This window comes from Ramlibacter paludis (assembly GCF_022012305.1).
Lineage (GTDB): Bacteria > Pseudomonadota > Gammaproteobacteria > Burkholderiales > Burkholderiaceae_C > Ramlibacter > Ramlibacter paludis.
The window spans coordinates 77,173-92,697 of record NZ_JAKLTM010000009.1; the positions used below are offsets into that span (position 1 = coordinate 77,173).

General features: G+C 68.9%; 19 protein-coding genes. 11 read left to right on the forward strand and 8 right to left on the reverse strand.

Annotated features, from left to right (window positions below; translation table 11 throughout):
• The first annotated feature begins 1 nt into the window (after position 1).
• The 5 genes from LZ009_RS23200 (at position 2) to LZ009_RS23220 (ending at position 5,342) form a co-directional block, all read left to right on the forward strand.
• Complete coding sequence (locus LZ009_RS23200; RefSeq protein WP_275700370.1) at positions 2–907, forward strand: ABC transporter permease subunit; 906 nt, start codon at positions 2–4, stop codon at positions 905–907.
• Entirely contained in the window at positions 904–1,929 is a 1,026-nt protein-coding gene (locus LZ009_RS23205; RefSeq protein WP_275700371.1) for an ABC transporter ATP-binding protein, read from the forward strand. The genes LZ009_RS23200 and LZ009_RS23205 overlap by 4 nt, the downstream gene beginning before the upstream one ends.
• Positions 1,926–2,945, forward strand: a complete 1,020-nt coding sequence (locus LZ009_RS23210) for a dipeptide ABC transporter ATP-binding protein (RefSeq protein ID WP_275700372.1) — start codon at positions 1,926–1,928, stop codon at positions 2,943–2,945. Before LZ009_RS23205 ends, LZ009_RS23210 begins: the two co-directional genes overlap by 4 nt.
• 31 nt (positions 2,946–2,976) lie before the next feature.
• Positions 2,977–4,578 (forward strand): ABC transporter substrate-binding protein, encoded by a 1,602-nt coding sequence (locus LZ009_RS23215; protein WP_275700373.1) that lies wholly within the window; start codon positions 2,977–2,979, stop codon positions 4,576–4,578.
• Between the two features lie 62 nt (positions 4,579–4,640).
• Positions 4,641–5,342 carry a 5'-methylthioadenosine/adenosylhomocysteine nucleosidase gene (locus LZ009_RS23220; RefSeq protein ID WP_275700374.1) on the forward strand — a complete coding sequence of 234 codons (702 nt, stop codon included), beginning with the start codon at positions 4,641–4,643 and terminating at the stop codon, positions 5,340–5,342.
• On the opposite strand, the gene LZ009_RS23225 is transcribed toward LZ009_RS23220, so the two are convergent.
• From LZ009_RS23225 to LZ009_RS23255, 7 genes are read right to left on the reverse strand one after another with little or no spacing between them, the layout of a single operon-like run.
• Positions 5,339–6,022 (reverse strand): hypothetical protein, encoded by a 684-nt coding sequence (locus LZ009_RS23225; RefSeq protein WP_275700375.1) that lies wholly within the window; start codon positions 6,020–6,022, stop codon positions 5,339–5,341. The two genes, LZ009_RS23220 and LZ009_RS23225, sit on opposite strands and share 4 nt — an antisense overlap.
• Before the next feature lie 7 nt (positions 6,023–6,029).
• A complete protein-coding gene (locus LZ009_RS23230) occupies positions 6,030–6,803 on the reverse strand; it encodes a metal ABC transporter permease (protein WP_275700376.1) in 774 nt (257 codons plus the stop codon).
• Positions 6,800–7,720: a metal ABC transporter substrate-binding protein gene (locus tag LZ009_RS23235; protein WP_275700377.1), complete on the reverse strand. Its 921-nt coding sequence runs from the start codon at positions 7,718–7,720 to the stop codon at positions 6,800–6,802. Before LZ009_RS23235 ends, LZ009_RS23230 begins: the two co-directional genes overlap by 4 nt.
• An 11-nt stretch (positions 7,721–7,731) precedes the next feature.
• Complete coding sequence (locus LZ009_RS23240; protein ID WP_275700378.1) at positions 7,732–9,072, reverse strand: porin family protein; 1,341 nt, start codon at positions 9,070–9,072, stop codon at positions 7,732–7,734.
• 56 nt (positions 9,073–9,128) lie between these two features.
• Positions 9,129–9,443 carry a hypothetical protein gene (locus LZ009_RS23245; protein WP_275700379.1) on the reverse strand — a complete coding sequence of 105 codons (315 nt, stop codon included), beginning with the start codon at positions 9,441–9,443 and terminating at the stop codon, positions 9,129–9,131.
• Position 9,444: 1 nt separating this feature from the next.
• On the reverse strand, positions 9,445–10,437 hold the full coding sequence (locus tag LZ009_RS23250) for a magnesium and cobalt transport protein CorA (protein WP_275700380.1): 993 nt from the start codon (positions 10,435–10,437) through the stop codon (positions 9,445–9,447).
• 41 nt (positions 10,438–10,478) lie between these two features.
• Positions 10,479–11,681, reverse strand: a complete 1,203-nt coding sequence (locus LZ009_RS23255) for a patatin-like phospholipase family protein (RefSeq protein ID WP_275700381.1) — start codon at positions 11,679–11,681, stop codon at positions 10,479–10,481.
• Between the two features lie 157 nt (positions 11,682–11,838).
• Between LZ009_RS23255 and LZ009_RS23260 the strand changes: the two genes are divergently transcribed.
• From LZ009_RS23260 to hprK, 5 genes are all read left to right on the forward strand, one after another.
• A complete protein-coding gene (locus LZ009_RS23260) occupies positions 11,839–12,027 on the forward strand; it encodes a hypothetical protein (protein ID WP_275700382.1) in 189 nt (62 codons plus the stop codon).
• 18 nt (positions 12,028–12,045) lie between these two features.
• The gene (locus tag LZ009_RS23265; RefSeq protein ID WP_275700383.1) at positions 12,046–12,216 is read left to right on the forward strand and encodes a hypothetical protein; all 171 of its coding nucleotides are present in this window, start codon (positions 12,046–12,048) and stop codon (positions 12,214–12,216) included.
• A gap of 251 nt (positions 12,217–12,467) precedes the next feature.
• Entirely contained in the window at positions 12,468–12,797 is a 330-nt protein-coding gene (gene hpf / locus LZ009_RS23270; RefSeq protein WP_275700384.1) for a ribosome hibernation-promoting factor, HPF/YfiA family, read from the forward strand.
• A 128-nt stretch (positions 12,798–12,925) separates the two neighbouring features.
• Positions 12,926–13,393, forward strand: coding sequence for a PTS sugar transporter subunit IIA (locus LZ009_RS23275; RefSeq protein WP_275700385.1), 468 nt, complete (start codon positions 12,926–12,928; stop codon positions 13,391–13,393).
• A 7-nt stretch (positions 13,394–13,400) separates the two neighbouring features.
• On the forward strand, positions 13,401–14,351 hold the full coding sequence (gene hprK, locus LZ009_RS23280) for an HPr(Ser) kinase/phosphatase (protein ID WP_275700386.1): 951 nt from the start codon (positions 13,401–13,403) through the stop codon (positions 14,349–14,351).
• A gap of 74 nt (positions 14,352–14,425) precedes the next feature.
• On the opposite strand, the gene fur is transcribed toward hprK, so the two are convergent.
• Positions 14,426–14,860 carry a ferric iron uptake transcriptional regulator gene (gene fur, locus LZ009_RS23285; RefSeq protein WP_275700387.1) on the reverse strand — a complete coding sequence of 145 codons (435 nt, stop codon included), beginning with the start codon at positions 14,858–14,860 and terminating at the stop codon, positions 14,426–14,428.
• A gap of 72 nt (positions 14,861–14,932) precedes the next feature.
• Between fur and LZ009_RS23290 the strand changes: the two genes are divergently transcribed.
• Positions 14,933–15,496, forward strand: a complete 564-nt coding sequence (locus LZ009_RS23290) for an outer membrane protein assembly factor BamE (RefSeq protein ID WP_275700388.1) — start codon at positions 14,933–14,935, stop codon at positions 15,494–15,496.
• Positions 15,497–15,525 lie beyond the last annotated feature (29 nt).

Genomic DNA, 15,525 nt, shown 5'->3' on the forward strand with positions numbered 1-15,525 from the left:
AATGGCCGTCGTTTCCCCTCCCGTCATCGTGAAGACCGCGCCCACGCCTCCGGGGCCGTGGCGCGAATTCTGGATGTCGTTCTCGCAGAACCACGGCGCCGTCGGCGGCCTGGTGATCGTCGGCATCCTGCTGCTGCTGGCGGTGTTCGCGCCGTGGATCGCCCCACATGCGCCCGACGCGACCAACAGCGCCGCCTTCCTGCGGCCGCCGGCCTGGCAGGCGGGCGGCTCCACGGAGTTCCTGTTCGGCACCGACGCCATCGGCCGCGACATCCTGTCGCGCCTGATCCACGGCGCGCGCCTGTCGCTGTCGATCGGCATCGCGGTCGTCGCGCTGTCGGTGGCGGTCGGCATCGCGCTGGGCCTGGTCGCCGGCTTCGCGCGTGGCCTGACCGAGATCTTCATCATGCGGCTGATGGACATCATCCTCACGCTGCCCAGCCTGCTGCTGGCGATCGTGATCGTGGCCATCCTCGGCCCCGGCCTGGTGAACGCGATGCTGGCCGTGGCGGTCGTCGTGCTGCCGCATTACGTGCGCATCACGCGCGCCGCGGTGATCGCCGAGGTCGCGCGCGACTACGTGACGGCCGCGCGCGTCAGCGGCGCCGGCACCTTGCGCCTGATGTTCAGCGAGGTGCTGCCCAACTGCGCGGCGCCGCTGATCGTGCAGGCCTCGCTGGGCGTGTCCACCGCCATCCTCGACGCGGCGGCGCTGGGCTTCCTGGGCCTGGGCGCGCAGCCGCCCTCGCCCGAGTGGGGAACCATGCTGGCCGATGCCCGCGAATTCGTGCTGCGCGCCTGGTGGGTCGTGACCTTCCCCGGCCTGATGATCCTGGCCGCCGTGCTGGCCTTCAACCTGCTGGGCGACGGCCTCCGTGACGCCCTGGACCCGAAGCTGAAGCGATGAGCGAACCCCTTCTCGTGATCGAAGACCTGCACGTCGAATTCCCGACGCAGGGCAGCGTCATGCACGCGGTGGAAGGCGTGAGCCTGACGCTGGAGCAGGGCGAGGTGCTGGGCATCGTCGGCGAGTCCGGCTCCGGCAAGAGCGTCACCATGATGGCGCTCATGGGCCTCATCGCCTACCCGGGTCGCGTGCGCGCCAAGACCTTGCGCTTTGCCGGCAACGACCTGCTGGGCATCTCCGACAAGGAGCGCCGCCGGCTCGTGGGCAAGGACATGGCGATGATCTTCCAGGAGCCCACCACCAGCCTGAATCCCTGCTTCACCATCGGCTACCAGCTGGTGGAGGCGCTGCTGCTGCACTCGCCCCTGGACAAGAAGAGCGCGCACCGGCAGGCCATCGCCTTGCTCGAGCAGGTCGGCATCCCCGCCGCCGCCTCGCGCATGAACGACTACCCGCACCAGCTCTCGGGCGGCATGAACCAGCGCGTGATGATCGCGATGGCGATCTCCTGCAACCCGCGCCTGCTGATCGCCGACGAGCCGACCACCGCGCTCGACGTCACCATCCAGGCCCAGATCCTGGACCTGCTGCGCAACCTGCAGAAGGAGCGCGGCATGGCGCTGGTGCTGATCACGCACAACATGGGCGTGGTGAGCGAGATGGCGCAGCGCATCGCGGTGATGTACGCCGGCCAGGTGATGGAGCAGCAGGCGGTCGACAAGCTCTTCGCCAGTCCGCAGCATCCGTACACCGAGGCCTTGCTGTCCGCGCTGCCGGAGCAGGGTGAGGCGGGCCATCGCCTGGCGACCATTCCCGGCGTGGTGCCGGGCGTGTTCGACCGGCCCACCGGCTGCCTGTTCTCGCCGCGCTGCGCCTATGCCACCGAGCATTCGCGCACTGTGCGGCCCGAGCTGCGCGACTGGCAGGGCGGCCAGGTGCGCTGCCACTATCCGCTGGGCGACCCGTCGCGCGCGCAACGCATCGAGCAGGACGTCCCGGTGCGCATCGAGGTGCTGGCATGAGCCGTGTGGTCGTCGAAGCGAAGGACCTGCGCAAGGTCTACCCGATCCGCCGCGGCATGTTCAAGGAGCCGGCGCAGCTGCAGGCCGTGGGCGGCGTGTCGTTCACGCTGGAAGAAGGCAAGACGCTGGCGGTGGTCGGCGAGTCCGGCTGCGGCAAGTCCACGCTGGCGCGCATGGTGGCGCTGATCGAGAAGCCGACGCAAGGCACGCTGCAGCTCGATGGCACCGATGCGGTCGACACGCCGGCCAGCGAGAAGCGCCGGCTGCGGCAGGCCGTGCAGCTGGTGTTCCAGAACCCGTACGGCTCGCTGAACCCGCGCAAGAAGATCAGCGCCGTGCTGGAAGCGCCGCTGGCCATCAACACCGACCTGCCGGCGGCCGAACGCGCCGAGCGCGCGCGCAAGATGCTGGCGCAGGTGGGCCTGCGGCCCGAGTACGCGAACCGCTATCCGCACATGTTCTCCGGCGGCCAGCGCCAGCGCATCGCGATCGCGCGCGCGCTGATGCCGGGGCCCAAGCTGGTGGTCGCCGACGAGCCGGTGTCGGCGCTGGACGTCTCGATCCAGGCGCAGGTGCTCAACCTGCTGTCCGACCTGCAGCAGGAGCTGCAGCTCGCGTATCTCTTCATCTCGCATGACCTGGCCGTGGTGCGCCATATCGCGCACGACGTGCTGGTGATGTACCTGGGGCACGTGATGGAGCAAGGGCCCAAGCAGCGCATCTTCGCGCAGCCGCTGCACCCTTACACCAACGCCTTGCTTGCCTCCACCCCGGGGATCGGGCCGCGCTCCAGGCAGCGCATCGTGCTGCAGGGGGAGCTGCCTTCGCCCCTGCATCCGCCCGCGGGCTGCGTCTTTTCCAGCCGCTGCCCGTACGCGGTCGACCTGTGCCGCGCCGAACGTCCGCTGCCGCGGCCGGTCGACGCTCGCCTGGTCGCCTGCCATTTCGCCGAGGACTTCCTGGCCAAGGGTTTCCCCGAGGCCACGGTTGCCCATAATGCATCCCTCTCCGGTTGAAGCCGGGATTCCAACGAAGGAAGGTAGCTCCATGAAACGCAATACGTACCGCAAGCAAGTCGCCATCGCGGTCCTGGCCCTCGCGGCCGCGGCCGGCGCCGGCGCCAAGACGCTGGTGTTCTGCTCGGAAGGCAGCCCGGAAAACTTCTACCCCGGCGTCAACACCACCGGCACCTCGTTCGATGGCAACGAGCCGATCTACAACCGCATCGTCGAATTCGAGCGCGGCGGCACCAAGGTCGTGCCGGGCCTGGCCGAGAAGTGGGACATTTCCGCCGACGGCACCGAGTACACCTTCCACCTGCGCAAGGGCGTGAAGTGGCACAACCACCGCGGCTGGAAGCCCACGCGCGACATGAACGCCGACGACGTGATCTTCGGCTTCGAGCGCCAGTGGAAGGAAGACAACCCGTACTTCAAGGTCACGAGCTCCAACCATTCGTACTTCAACGACATGGGCCTGCCGAAGACCATCAAGTCGGTGACCAAGTCGGACGACTACACCGTCAAGATCGTGCTGAACAAGCCGGAAGCGCCTTTCCTGGCCAACCTGGCGATGCCCTACGCGGCGATCCAGTCGAAGGAATACGCCGACGCCATGCTGAAGGCCGGCACCCCCGAGAAGATCGACCAGGAGCCGGTCGGCACCGGCCCGTTCTACCTGGTGCAGTACCAGAAGGACGCCGTCATCCGCTACAAGGCCTTCCCGCAGTACTGGGGCGGCAAGGCGAAGATCGACGACCTCGTCTACGCGATCACGCCGGACGCCTCGGTGCGCTGGGCCAAGCTGCAGAAGGGTGAGTGCCATGTCATGCCTTACCCGAACCCGGCCGACCTGGAAGCGATCAAGAAGGACCCCAACGTCCAGATCCTGGAGCAGCCGGGCCTGAACGTCGGCTACCTGGCCTACAACGTCACCAAGAAGCCCTTCGACGACGTGCGCGTGCGCAAGGCCGTCAGCATGGCGATCAACAAGAAGGCGATCCTGGACGGCGTGTACCTCGGCACCGGCGTCGCGGCGAAGAACCCGCTGCCGCCGTCCATGTCCGCCTACAACACGGCGACCAAGGACGACGTCTACGATCCGGAAGGCGCGAAGAAGCTGCTGGCCGCGGCCGGCCTGAAGGACGGCTTCACCACCGACCTGTGGGCCATGCCGGTGCAGCGTCCTTACAACCCGAACGCCAAGCGCATCGCCGAACTGATGCAGGCCGACCTGGCCAAGGTCGGCATCAAGGCCGAGATCAAGACTTTCGAGTGGGGCGAGTACCGCAAGCGCATGCAGGCCGGCGAGCACCAGATGGGCATGCTGGGCTGGACCGGCGACAACGGCGACCCGGACAACTTCCTGGCCGTGCTGCTCGGCTGCGAAGCCGCGCGCACCAACGGCTCCAACGTCGCCAAGTTCTGCCACCAGCCCTTCGAGGACCTGATCCAGAAGGCCAAGACCATCACCAAGCCGGCCGACCGCGACGCGCTGTACAAGCAGGCCCAGGTGATCTTCAAGCAGCAGGAGCCCTGGTTCACCATGGCCCACGCGGTGCAGCTGAAGCCGGTGCGCAAGGAAGTCATCGACTTCAAGCTGTCGCCCTTCGGCCGCCACAACTTCTACGGCGTGGACATCAAGGAATAAGCCCTCCTCCGGGCTTCCCGAAAAGCGGCGCACTGCGCCGCTTTTTCTTTGACAATGCTCCCATGCGCACCGCCATCGTCTCCGCGATGCACCAGGAGCTCGCCGCCGTGCTGGCCTTGCTGCCCGACGAGCAGAAGCAGCGGGTCGCGGGCCGCGACTTCTGGGTCGGCCACCTGCACGGACAGGAAGTCGTGGCCGTGCTGTCGCGCATCGGCAAGGTGGCCGCGGCCACCACGGCCACCGTCCTCATCGAACGCTTCCGCGTCGATCGCATTCTCTTCACCGGCGTCGCCGGCGGCATCGCACCGGGCGTGAACCGCGGCGAGGTGGTCGTCGCCGACGCCTTCCTGCAGCACGACCTCGATGCGTCCCCGCTCTTCCCGCGCTACGAGGTGCCGCTCTACGGGCGCGACCGCTTCCCCACCGATCCCGCGCTGACCGAGCGGCTCGCCGCCGCCGCGGCGCGCAGCTTGCACGGCGCGCGAGTCCACCGCGGCCTGGTAGTCAGCGGCGACCGCTTCGTCTCCAGTGCCTCCGAATGCCGCGCGCTGCAAACGGCCTTGCCCGATGCGCTGGCGGTGGAGATGGAAGGCGCGGCTTTCGCCCAGGTGTGCCACGACTATGGCGTGCCCTTCGCCGCGGTGCGCACCATCAGCGACCGGGCCGACGATGATGCGCACGGCGACTTCCTGAGTTTCATCGACCAGGTGGCGAGCCGGCATTCGGCGGCCATCGTCGAGGCCTTCCTCGCGGCCAGGCCCTAGTCGTCGTCCAGGTCGAACGCCACCCCGATCGTCCAGTTCGATCCCTGCGGGCCCGCGATCTTCTGCGCCCGGCTCAGGTCGATCGTCCAGTTGCGGCCCGCCGCCCAGCGCGCGCCGGCGCGCACGAAGTGGCCGCCCTGCTCGCGATAGCGCTCCAGCACGAAGGACCAGCGCGGCACCGGGCTCCACTCCAGGGCCAGGCCGCCGCGCGGCTCGTCGGCCGCGCCATGCTCGAAGTCGCGCCCGTAGTTGGCGTGCAGCGCCAGGTCCGCCCGCGGCTGCCAGGTCGCGATGGCATAGGCGCTGGTGCCGGCGTAGCGGGGATGCGCGTTCGACTGGGCCACCGGCGAGAGGTCGAAGCCGATGCTGAAGCCCTCGGCGAGCTCGCGCGCCCACTTGACTTCGACGCCCCAGAAAGTGCGCGAGGGCTCGCCGCCCAGGCGCCCGTGCTCGCCGGCGAGGCCCAGTTCCACCGGCCCCACCCGGCAATTCACGCCGGCATGCAGGCGCTGCCGGCCGCCGTCGATGCGGGTGAACCAGCTTTCCTGCTCGCACTCGCCGCGCGGCAGGATGGCGGCATCGTCGACGTTGTGGTGCCCGCCCGCGGCCTGCGCCGTGCCGGCCACGAGCGCCGCTGCCAGCGCCAGCAATGCCAGCCTGATCCCTTTCCCTCGCTCCATCCGCGCATCATGCAGGATCGCGCGCGGTCCCCGGCAACAAAAGCGACAGGAGCAGCGCGATGCTGCTCAATGACCACACGATGACCGCGCCCGAGGGCAGGTCGAACAGCGCCGACAGCAGCAATCCGGTCACGTAGCCCGCGGTGCCGAGGGCGTAGCCGATCGCGATGCGCCCGCGGCCGCGCCGCTTCACGGTGGCCAGCGCCGGCACGATCAGGCTGGTGAACACCAGGTAGACGCCCACCAGCTGCACCGAAGCCGTGACCGCCACCGCGAACGCCGCATAGAAGCCGAAGCGCCCGAGCCGCTGCACCCAGCCCAGGGCAAGCGCCACCAGCAGCACCGCGGTCACGGCGGCCAGCGACAGCAGCTGCGGCGTGCCGACCCAGAGGATCTGGCCCACCAGCAGGTCCTTGAGGTGTTCGCCGCCGCGCGGATTGCCAGCCAGCAGCAGGATGCCGCCCGAGGCCGCCAGCACGAACAGCACGCCGATCAGCGCTTCCTGGTGGCGCTCGGCGCGCCGCTCGGTCCACGTCAGCAAGGCCGCGCCCAACAGGGCCGCGCACACCGCGGCGGCCTGCACCGCCAGCCCGTGTTCCGGCAGGCCGAGCGCATCGGCCGCGATCACGCCCAGTCCCGCGATCTGCGCGATGGCCAGGTCGATGAAGACGATGCCGCGATCCAGCACCTGCATGCCCAGCGGCACGTGCGTGGCCAGCACCAGCAGGCCGGCGACCAGCGCCGGCAGCAGGATGCCGAGGTCGATGGCGCTCCAGTTCATTTGGCGCCGGCGGCGGCCAGCAGGCGCGCCACCGTGTCGTCGAAGAGGCCCGTGAGGTCCTTGGCCGCATCGCTGCCGCCCACCGTGAACGGCACCTTCACCACCGGGATGCTCGCGTTCTTGCCCAGCCACTCGGCCGGCCGGCCATCCTGGTAGGCCGCATGCAGCACCATCCGCGCGGGTGTCGCCTTCAGCGTTGCCAGCACCGACTGCAGGTGCGCCGCGCTCGGCTCGACGCCGGGTTTCGGCTCCAGCACCGCCACTTCCTTCAGCCCGAGCCAGTCGTACAGGTAGACGAAGCCCTTGTGCTGCGACACCACCGGCAGGCCGCGCAGCGGAGCCGCCTGCGCGTTCCAGCGCGCCAGCGAGGCCTGCCACTTCTGCTGGAAGGCGGCGCCGCGCTGCGCGTAGTCGGCGGCATGCGCGGCGTCCACCTGCTGCAGGCGCGTCGTCAGCGCGCGCGCGACGGCGGCGATGTTGCGCGGATCGGTCTGGATGTGCGGGTTGCCCGCGGCGTGCACGTCGCCTTGCGAGCGGTCCACGCTGGCCGGGACCTCCAGCTTGCGCACGAAGTCCGCGGCGGCGAAGTTGCCCGGCTGGCCCGCCTGCACCTTGTCGTTGCCGGACTGCTGCAGCAGCACCGGCAGCCAGCCGATCTCCAGCTCGGCGCCGGTGCAGGCCAGCAGGTCGGCGTTGCGCATGCGCGCGATCAGGCTGGGGCGGGCCTGCACCTGGTGCGGGTCCTGCAGCGCGGTGGTCGCGGCGCTGACGTCGACCAGCGGACCGCCCAGTTCCTGCGCGAGCGCCGCCCACTCGGGTTCGCAGGCCAGTACGCGCAACGCGGCTTGCGCCGGCATCGCCACCAGGGAGGCGAAGGCGAGCAGGGCGCTGCCGACGAACTTGAGGTTGTTGATCACGAGGCTCTCCTTCAATAGCTGTGCGCGCCGTGCGCGCCGAGGCTCATCTGGTACTGCAGCAGCCACTGGAAGTCGCTGGCGCCGGGGCGCGCACGGTCCTGCGCGAGTTGCAGGCGGATGCGCGAGAACTCGCTGGGGTTGTGTTCCAGCATCAGGCTGGCCTTGCGCGGATTGCCCTCGCCCGTGCCGGGGTCCAGCTGCTCCGCGCGCAGGCCGACGCGCCAGCGCGGCATGAACTGGTAGACGCCTTGCAGGTACCAGCCGGATTGCGTCACGCGGTAGTCGCCGGGCGTGGCGGCGCCGCCGACATCGGTGACCAGCGTGCCTTCGCGCGTGCTGCGCAGGTACTCGCCCTGCAGCTTGAAGTTGGTGCGCGTCGCATTCCCGTTCGGTGCCCACTTCCAGACGGCATCGGCAATCCACACGCGGCTGCGCCCGGTGAACGCATTCAGCAGGTCGCCATCGGCCAGCAGCTGGTCGGTCGCTTTCGCCTGCAAATAGGAAACGCCCGCGCGCCAGCTGTGGCTGTCGCCGATGTCGTCGCCCAGGTGCGCGGAGAGCGCCGCCATGCCCGCGCCGTTGGCGTTGTTGTCGCTGCCCGGGAAGGAGCGGCCGCGGCCGACTTCGGCCTTGAATTCCAGCAGGCGGTCGGTCGGCGCGAGCCACCTCACCTGCAGGCCGTCGTCGCCGTATTGCGTGCCCAACATCGCCTGGTAGGCGAGCGGCGCGTCCGCGAAGTCCCAGGTGTGGGCATGCTGCTCGTTCAGGTAGCCGATGCCGGAGAAGAAGCGGCCCGCCTTTACCGTCAGCCCGTGGCCGAGCGCCGTCGTCTGCACGTTGGCCTCTTCCACCGACACCGAGTTGTCCGGCCCGAAGGCGATGTTGGCCACGCCGCGGAACCACGGGTCGATGCTGGCCGAGAGCCCGAGCTCGGTTTCATTCAGGCTGAAGCCGCGCGTGCCGGGTCCGATCTCGGCGTCGGGCGGCAGGGGAAAGCCGCGGATGCGGTAGGTGGCGGGATCCTGGCGCGTGTTGCCGTACTGGCCGCTCAGGATCAGCGAGACGGCGGGCTGGAAGCCGCCGCCGCCGCGAGCAGGCACTGCTGCCACCGTGGCTGGTGCGGTGGGCGCCGTTGCCGTGGCCGGCGCAGGTTCCGGCGGCTTCGCGGCAAGCGCCGCTTCGGCCGCCTGCAGCCGCTGCTCCAGCGCCTGCATCTTCCTTTCGTACTCGGCGCGCAGCGCATCGAGCTCGCGCCGCAGCGCCTGGGTGTCGGGGGCCGGCTGCGCCTGCGCGGCGCCGGCAACGGCGGTGAAGGCGAGCGCCATGCCGGCTCGCATCCATCCATGTTCCATGGGGTTCTCCTTGCACGATGACGAGGCCACGCGCACACGCGCGTGGACGGGAAACGTCAGGCGGGCAGGGAAGGCGGTGCGCGGCTTTGGTAAGGAGCGGCGGCGACAAGCGCCGGCGCCACGTGGGCGACGTCGCGCGGCGCGTCGTGTTCGACGGCGGGAAGCGGCAGCGCCGCATGCGTGGCGGCCGGCGCCGCGCCGGCGCCGATGACGGCGGCCGCGACGCAGACGTCGCAGGAGGCAAGCAGGTGCTTGTCGCTGCTGGACCGCGTGGGGTCCTGCAAGTGCGCGTAACCGTGCACCGCCGCGCCCAGCTGCGCCAGCGGCAGCAGCAGCGCCAGCCAGAACACCCAGGCGGAGACGCGCTTCATGTCAGCTGCTCAGCCAGCCGCGCTTGCGGAAGTACCACATGGGCACCACGGCGCTGGCGATCATCAGCCCCAGCACATAGGGATAGGCGCCGCGGCCCAGGTATTGCAGCTCGGGGAACTGCAGGTTCATGCCGTACAGGCTGGCCACCAGGGTAGGTGGCAGCAGGGCCACGCTGGCCACCGAGAAGATCTTGATGATCTTGTTCTGGTTGATGTTGATGAAGCCGACGGTGGCGTCCATCAGGAAGTTGATCTTGTCGAACAGGAAGGCCGTGTGGTTGTCCAGCGACTCGATGTCGCGCAGGATCTGCCGCGCCTCCTCGAACTGGCCGGCGCTCAGCATGCGGCTGCGCATCATGAAGCTGACCGCGCGCCGGGTGTCCATCACGTTGCGGCGGATGCGGCCGTTCAAGTCCTCCTGGCGGGCGATGGCGGACAGCACTTCGCCGGCCAGCGTGTCCGTCACTTCGCCCTTGAGCACCTGGTTGCTCACCTTCTCCAGCTCGTCGTAGATCCCTTCCAGCGTGTCGGCCGAGTATTCGGCGTCGGCGTCGAAGAGCTTGAGCAGCACCTCCTTCGCGTCCTCGATCAGGCCGGGGGCGCGGCGCGCGCGCAGGCGCAGCAGCCGGAACACCGGCACGTCCTCGTCGTGGATGGAGAACAGCACGCCATGGCTTTTCAGCGAGGCGTTCAGCAGGTTCAGGATGAAGGCCACGCGCACGGTGCGCGGCTCGTCGTCGCCGGCGATCAGGAAGTCGCTGCGGATATGCAGGTCGCCGTTGTCTTCCTCGTAGAAGCGGGCCGACTCCTCGATGTCCTCGTCCATCGCGTCTTCCGGGATGGACAGGCCGTAGTACTGCTTGACCCAGCGCTTCTCTTCCAGCGTGGGCGCTTCCAGGTCGACCCAGATCGGCTGGAAGCGCGACAGCTCCTCCAACGACTCGATTTCCTCCTGGAACAGGCGGCCGTTGGCGAGCGTGAAGATGTTCAGCATGGCAAAGAGTCGGCGCGATTATGCCGCGCGACCGTGGCCCTTCAATCGCGCCGTTGGAAGAATGCAAGCAGTTCGTCTTTTCGCGCATACGCATCCTGTTCGCCCAGGGCGATCAGGGCCTGCACGAAGGCCGGCTCGAACAGCAGGTAGCTCGCGAGCGCGGCCCCGCCGTTGCGCAGCGCGCCCAGGCCGCCGAGCGCGCGCCGCACCGTCGGCGGCAGCAGGCGCACGTGGGTGCGGGCGATGGCGTCCAGCGACTGGGTGGGCTGGATCGCCAGCACTTCGATCGGCCGGTAGGGCAGCACCGCGGCGATCTCGCGCGGCAGCTGCTGCAGCGTGCGGGCCAGGCGCTGCGTCTGTTCGACGTCGCCCTGCAAGGTGTCGTGGAACACGCTGGCCATGGCATGGGCCGCGATGCCGCCGAGACCGGGTTCGCGGTCCGAGGGCCCGGCACCCAGGCCGGAGCGTTCGGGCTGGCCCACGCCCACCACCAGCACCTTGTGTGCGCCCAGGTGCACGGCCGGCGAGATCGGCGACACCTGCCGCATCGAGCCGTCGCCGAAGTATTCGCGCCGGCCGTCCACCCACAGCGGCGTGGCCGGGAACAGGAAGGGGATGGCGCTGGAGGCCATCAGGTGCTCGATGGTGAGCGGCTGGAATTCGGCGCGCCGGCCCGGCCGGTGCCAGGGCTCGTGCTTGCGGTCGGCTTCGGTATGGACGAAGGTCCAGTGCACCCCGCTGCTGTAGCTGGAGGCGGTGATGGCCACGGCGTCCAGCGCCTTGGCGCGCAGGGCGTCGTCGATGCCGGCCAGCGAGATCACCCGGTGCAGCGTGTCGACCAGCGGCATCGTGTCCAGGACGGCGCCTTGCTCCCGCGCCCGGCCCCACAGCTTGACGGCCGCCAGCAGCCGGCTGAAGCGCACCCAGGCCGGCGCGTCCAGGCGGTAGACGTCGTCGCAATGCAGCTCCAGCCAGAAGGAGCGCAATTCGTCGAAGGCGACCATCCCGCGGGCGGCGCCGCTGGCGAGGTAGGCGACGTTGAGGGCGCCGGCCGAGGTTCCGACCAGCACCTGGAAGGGGAACGAGCCTTCCGCATGGCCCGGCTGCAGCCGCAGCATGGCGCTCAGCGCGCCCAGCACGCCCACCTGGTAGGCCGTGCGGGCGCCGCCCCCCATCAGCACCAGGCCGTGGACCAGGCGCGAGGGGCGGACGAGGCCGCTGTGGATGATGGTGCCGAGGCTCATCGGTGGACGGTCCTACGCCGTACCGTTACTGCTGTGTAGGACGCGCAGGATTCATCCTACACGGCTGGGCCAGGAAGTCCGACACCACGGACGAGAAGAGCCCCCTACATTGACTCCATCCCCGGGTTGACGCCCGGCCCCTGCAACAGGAGTCCAGATGATCCAGCTCGCGACCGACCCGAACGCCAGCCGCCGCTCCAACTGGCGCCCTGAAGGTGACGCCAAGGAAAACTCCCTGGCTTCGAATCGCCGCAGTGGCCATGCGTGGCCCTTCATCAGCCGCCACAGCGAGCGGCCGGTCCAGCAAGACAGCAAGCGCGCGCCCAGCACCGACAGCGGCAGCTGAGCGCGCCAGGAGAGACAAATGCACAAAGAGCCGAAATCCGCGAACCGCTACAACGACACCCCGCGCGACAAGCCGCAGGCCGAGCGTGTCGAACACGCGAACCTGGAGCGCCCGGGCGCGCAGGCGCATCCCAAGGCCGTGGGCTGGTCCCGCGTGCACGACCCCGTCGCTGCCTGGCGCCTTTACTGAACCCACCCATCTGAGATGGTGAAGCCGGCCTCCAGGGCCGGCTTTTGCGCTTGTATGCGCCTGCTTCGCAATGCGGCCCCACCAGGGCCGCATTTGCTTTTCTTGCACTTCGAAATCACCTGCGGTCGAGGCGTGAAATGCATTGCTTTTCGATGACACCGCGCGCATAGTGGATTCAAGCCAGAGACATTCACGTTCCTTCCCGCGCCGCAACGGCGCGCGGCCTATCCGAAGTGCAACCAGGAGGCTCCATGAACCTGACGATCAGCGGTCACCATCTCGAAGTAACCCCCGCTCTCCGCAACTACGTGACCACCAAGCTTGATCGAATCACCCGCCACTTTGACCAGGTCGTCGACATCAAGGTCCTGTTGACCGTCGAGAAGCAGAAGGAGAAGGAACGAAGGCAGCGCGCCGAATGCAAGATCCACGTGAAGGGCAACGACATGTTCGCCGAAAGCTCGCACGAGGACCTCTATGCGGCCCTGGACGAACTGGTCGACAAGCTCGATCGCCAGGTCGGCAAGCACAAGACCCGCCTGCAGGACCACCACTGCGACGCCCCCAAGCGCGTGATGTAGACGCGCCAAGCGTGCAAAAAGGCCCGCTTCCGGCGGGCTTTGTTCATTAACGGGGTCGTCCGCAACACGGTTGTATCCGTTTTGTTGCAGTGCACCGCCCGAGGTGCATAATCCGCCCCAGCCAAACCATGAACCGCCTTGCGTCCATCCTGCCGCCCGCCCAGGTCCTGGTCGGCGTCGACGCCACCAGCAAGAAACGCGCGTTCGAGGAAGCCGGACTGCTGTTCGAGAACCTCCACGGCCTTTCCCGCGCCCTGATCACCGACAGCCTGTTCGCGCGCGAGCGCCTGGGCTCCACCGGCCTGGGCCACGGTGTCGCCATCCCGCACGGCCGCATCAAGGGCCTGAAGGCGCCGATGGCGGCCTTGTTCCGCCTGGCCTTCCCGATCGGCTTCGACGCCCCCGACGAGCAGCCGGTCAACCTGCTGATCTTCCTGCTGGTGCCGGAAGCCGCGACCCAGAAGCACCTGGAGATCCTGTCCGAGATCGCCGAGCTGCTGAGCGACGCGGGCCTGCGCGAGAAGATCAAGTCCAGCGGCGACGCCGCCGAACTGCACCGGCTCATTGCCGCCTGGCAGTCGGCCCAGCCCCTGTAAAGCGCGCTTGAAACCCACCGTCGTCAGCGCCGACGTCCTCTTCGAAGACCACCGTGCCTCGCTCAAGTGGGAGTGGGTGGCCGGCCTGGGCGCTTCGGAGCGCCGCTTCGACGAAGTGGCCGTGCGCCAGGCGCGCTCCGGCGCCGACCTGGTCGGCTACCTGAACTACATCCATCCCTACCGCGTGCAGATCCTGGGCGAGCGCGAGGTGGCCTACCTCACCAACGCCACGGCGGAGGACTGCGCGCGCCGCATCGCCCGCATCGTGACGCTGGAGCCGCCGGTGCTGGTGCTGACCGACGGCCAGCAGGCGCCGGAGGCGCTGCTGTCGATGTGCGAGCGGGCGCAGATCCCGATGTTCGCCACCCGCGAGCCCTCGGCCTTCGTCATCGACGTGATGCGGGCCTACCTGTCCAAGCACTTCGCCGAGCGCACCTCGATGCACGGTGTGTTCATGGACATCCTGGGCCTGGGCGTGCTGATCACCGGCGAGTCCGGCCTGGGCAAGAGCGAGCTCGGCCTGGAGCTGATCACGCGCGGCAACGGGCTGGTGGCCGACGACGCGGTGGACCTGTACCGGGTCAACCAGACCACCATCGAGGGCCGCTGCCCCGAGCTGCTGCAGAACCTGCTGGAGGTGCGCGGCATCGGCCTGCTGGACATCCGCGCGATCTTCGGCGAGACGGCGGTGCGGCGGAAGATGCGGCTGCGCCTGATCGTCCACCTGGTGCGCCGCGAGACGATGGAGCGCGAGTACGAGCGGCTGCCCTACGAGCCCCTCACCCAGGACGTGCTGGGCGTGCCCATCCGCAAGGCCGTCATCCCCGTGGTCGCGGGCCGCAACATCGCCGTGCTGGTCGAGGCGGCCGTGCGCAACACCATCCTGCAGCTGCGGGGCGTGGACACCTACCAGGAGTTCGTCGAGCGGCACCGCCGCGCGATGGAGAACGGGGGTTAAGAAACAGGGGCTAGAGGCTGGAGGCTGGGGGCTAGGGCCACAGCCTGCATTCCCCAGCCTCTAGCCTCCAGCCTCTAGCCCCTCGTGGGTCTATACGGACAGGGATTCTTGGTGCAGTGCGCGTACAGCGACAGCGCATGCTCGGCGATCTCGAAGCCCTTCACCTTGGCCACGTCGTTCTGCCGCTTCTCGATCTCGGGGTCGTAGAACTCCTCCACCCGCCCGCAATCCAGGCAGACCAGGTGGTCGTGGTGGGTGCCCTCGTTGAGCTCGTACACCGCCTTGCCGCTCTCGAAATGGCTGCGCGTCAGGATGCCGGCCTGCTCGAACTGGGTCAGCACCCGGTAGACGGTGGCCAGCCCGATGTCGGTGCGCTCCTCGAGCAGGACGCGGAACACGTCTTCCGCGGTCATGTGGCGTTGCGCACCCTTCTGGAAAACCTCCAGGATCTTCAGGCGCGGCAGCGTGGCCTTCAGGCCGGTGCTCTTGAGGTCGTCGATGTTGGTCATGGGTGCGGCTTTGCAGCCGGCCGCCCCGGGGCAGGCCGCTACAATGGCCCGATCATATCGCCAGCCTCTCCCATGCCCGTCACGACCCCACGCCCGCTGCGCATCGTCCTGGCCGCGGCCGCACTGTCCGCGCTGCTGGCCGGCTGCAGCAGCTTCGGCTACTCGGCCGCGCGCTTCACCGGCATGCTTTCGCCCTACAAGATCGAAGTGGTGCAGGGCAACTTCATCTCGAAGGAACAGGTCGACGCCCTGCAGCCCGGCATGACACGCCAGCAGGTGCGCGAGATCCTCGGCACACCGCTGGTGACCAGCGTGTTCCACGCCAGCCGCTGGGACTACGTCTTCACGCTCAAGCGCCAGGGCGTCGATCCGCAGCAGCGCCGGCTGACCGTCTTCTTCGACGGCGACCGCCTGGCGCGGAGTGAGGGCGACACCATGCCGAGCGAGGCCGAATTCGTCACCACGCTCGACAAGCGCAGCACCGGCCGCGGCGTGCCGGTGCTGACCGCGACCGAAGAGCAGCTGCGCGCCGCCGCCACCAAGAACGCATCGCCCGCGCCGGCCCCGGCACCCGCCGCGCCCGCGCCCGGCACGGCCACCGTCAACTACCCGCCGCTCGAACCCGCGGTGCGCTGATCCCATGGCCCAGTCCCTCAAGAAGGTGG

Bases quoted from the DNA above. Each gene is read 5' to 3' on its own strand.
- LZ009_RS23200 (WP_275700370.1), top strand. From the start codon at position 2: ATGGCCGTCGTTTCCCCTCCCGTCATCGTGAAGACCGCGCCCACGCCT.
- LZ009_RS23205 (WP_275700371.1), top strand. From the start codon at position 904: ATGAGCGAACCCCTTCTCGTGATCGAAGACCTGCACGTCGAATTCCCG.
- LZ009_RS23210 (WP_275700372.1), top strand. From the start codon at position 1,926: ATGAGCCGTGTGGTCGTCGAAGCGAAGGACCTGCGCAAGGTCTACCCG.
- LZ009_RS23215 (WP_275700373.1), top strand. From the start codon at position 2,977: ATGAAACGCAATACGTACCGCAAGCAAGTCGCCATCGCGGTCCTGGCC.
- LZ009_RS23220 (WP_275700374.1), top strand. From the start codon at position 4,641: ATGCGCACCGCCATCGTCTCCGCGATGCACCAGGAGCTCGCCGCCGTG.
- LZ009_RS23225 (WP_275700375.1), bottom strand. From the start codon at position 6,022: ATGGAGCGAGGGAAAGGGATCAGGCTGGCATTGCTGGCGCTGGCAGCG.
- LZ009_RS23230 (WP_275700376.1), bottom strand. From the start codon at position 6,803: ATGAACTGGAGCGCCATCGACCTCGGCATCCTGCTGCCGGCGCTGGTC.
- LZ009_RS23240 (WP_275700378.1), bottom strand. From the start codon at position 9,072: ATGGAACATGGATGGATGCGAGCCGGCATGGCGCTCGCCTTCACCGCC.
- LZ009_RS23245 (WP_275700379.1), bottom strand. From the start codon at position 9,443: ATGAAGCGCGTCTCCGCCTGGGTGTTCTGGCTGGCGCTGCTGCTGCCG.
- LZ009_RS23250 (WP_275700380.1), bottom strand. From the start codon at position 10,437: ATGCTGAACATCTTCACGCTCGCCAACGGCCGCCTGTTCCAGGAGGAA.
- LZ009_RS23255 (WP_275700381.1), bottom strand. From the start codon at position 11,681: ATGAGCCTCGGCACCATCATCCACAGCGGCCTCGTCCGCCCCTCGCGC.
- LZ009_RS23260 (WP_275700382.1), top strand. From the start codon at position 11,839: ATGATCCAGCTCGCGACCGACCCGAACGCCAGCCGCCGCTCCAACTGG.
- LZ009_RS23265 (WP_275700383.1), top strand. From the start codon at position 12,046: ATGCACAAAGAGCCGAAATCCGCGAACCGCTACAACGACACCCCGCGC.
- hpf (WP_275700384.1), top strand. From the start codon at position 12,468: ATGAACCTGACGATCAGCGGTCACCATCTCGAAGTAACCCCCGCTCTC.
- LZ009_RS23275 (WP_275700385.1), top strand. From the start codon at position 12,926: ATGAACCGCCTTGCGTCCATCCTGCCGCCCGCCCAGGTCCTGGTCGGC.
- fur (WP_275700387.1), bottom strand. From the start codon at position 14,860: ATGACCAACATCGACGACCTCAAGAGCACCGGCCTGAAGGCCACGCTG.
- LZ009_RS23290 (WP_275700388.1), top strand. From the start codon at position 14,933: ATGCCCGTCACGACCCCACGCCCGCTGCGCATCGTCCTGGCCGCGGCC.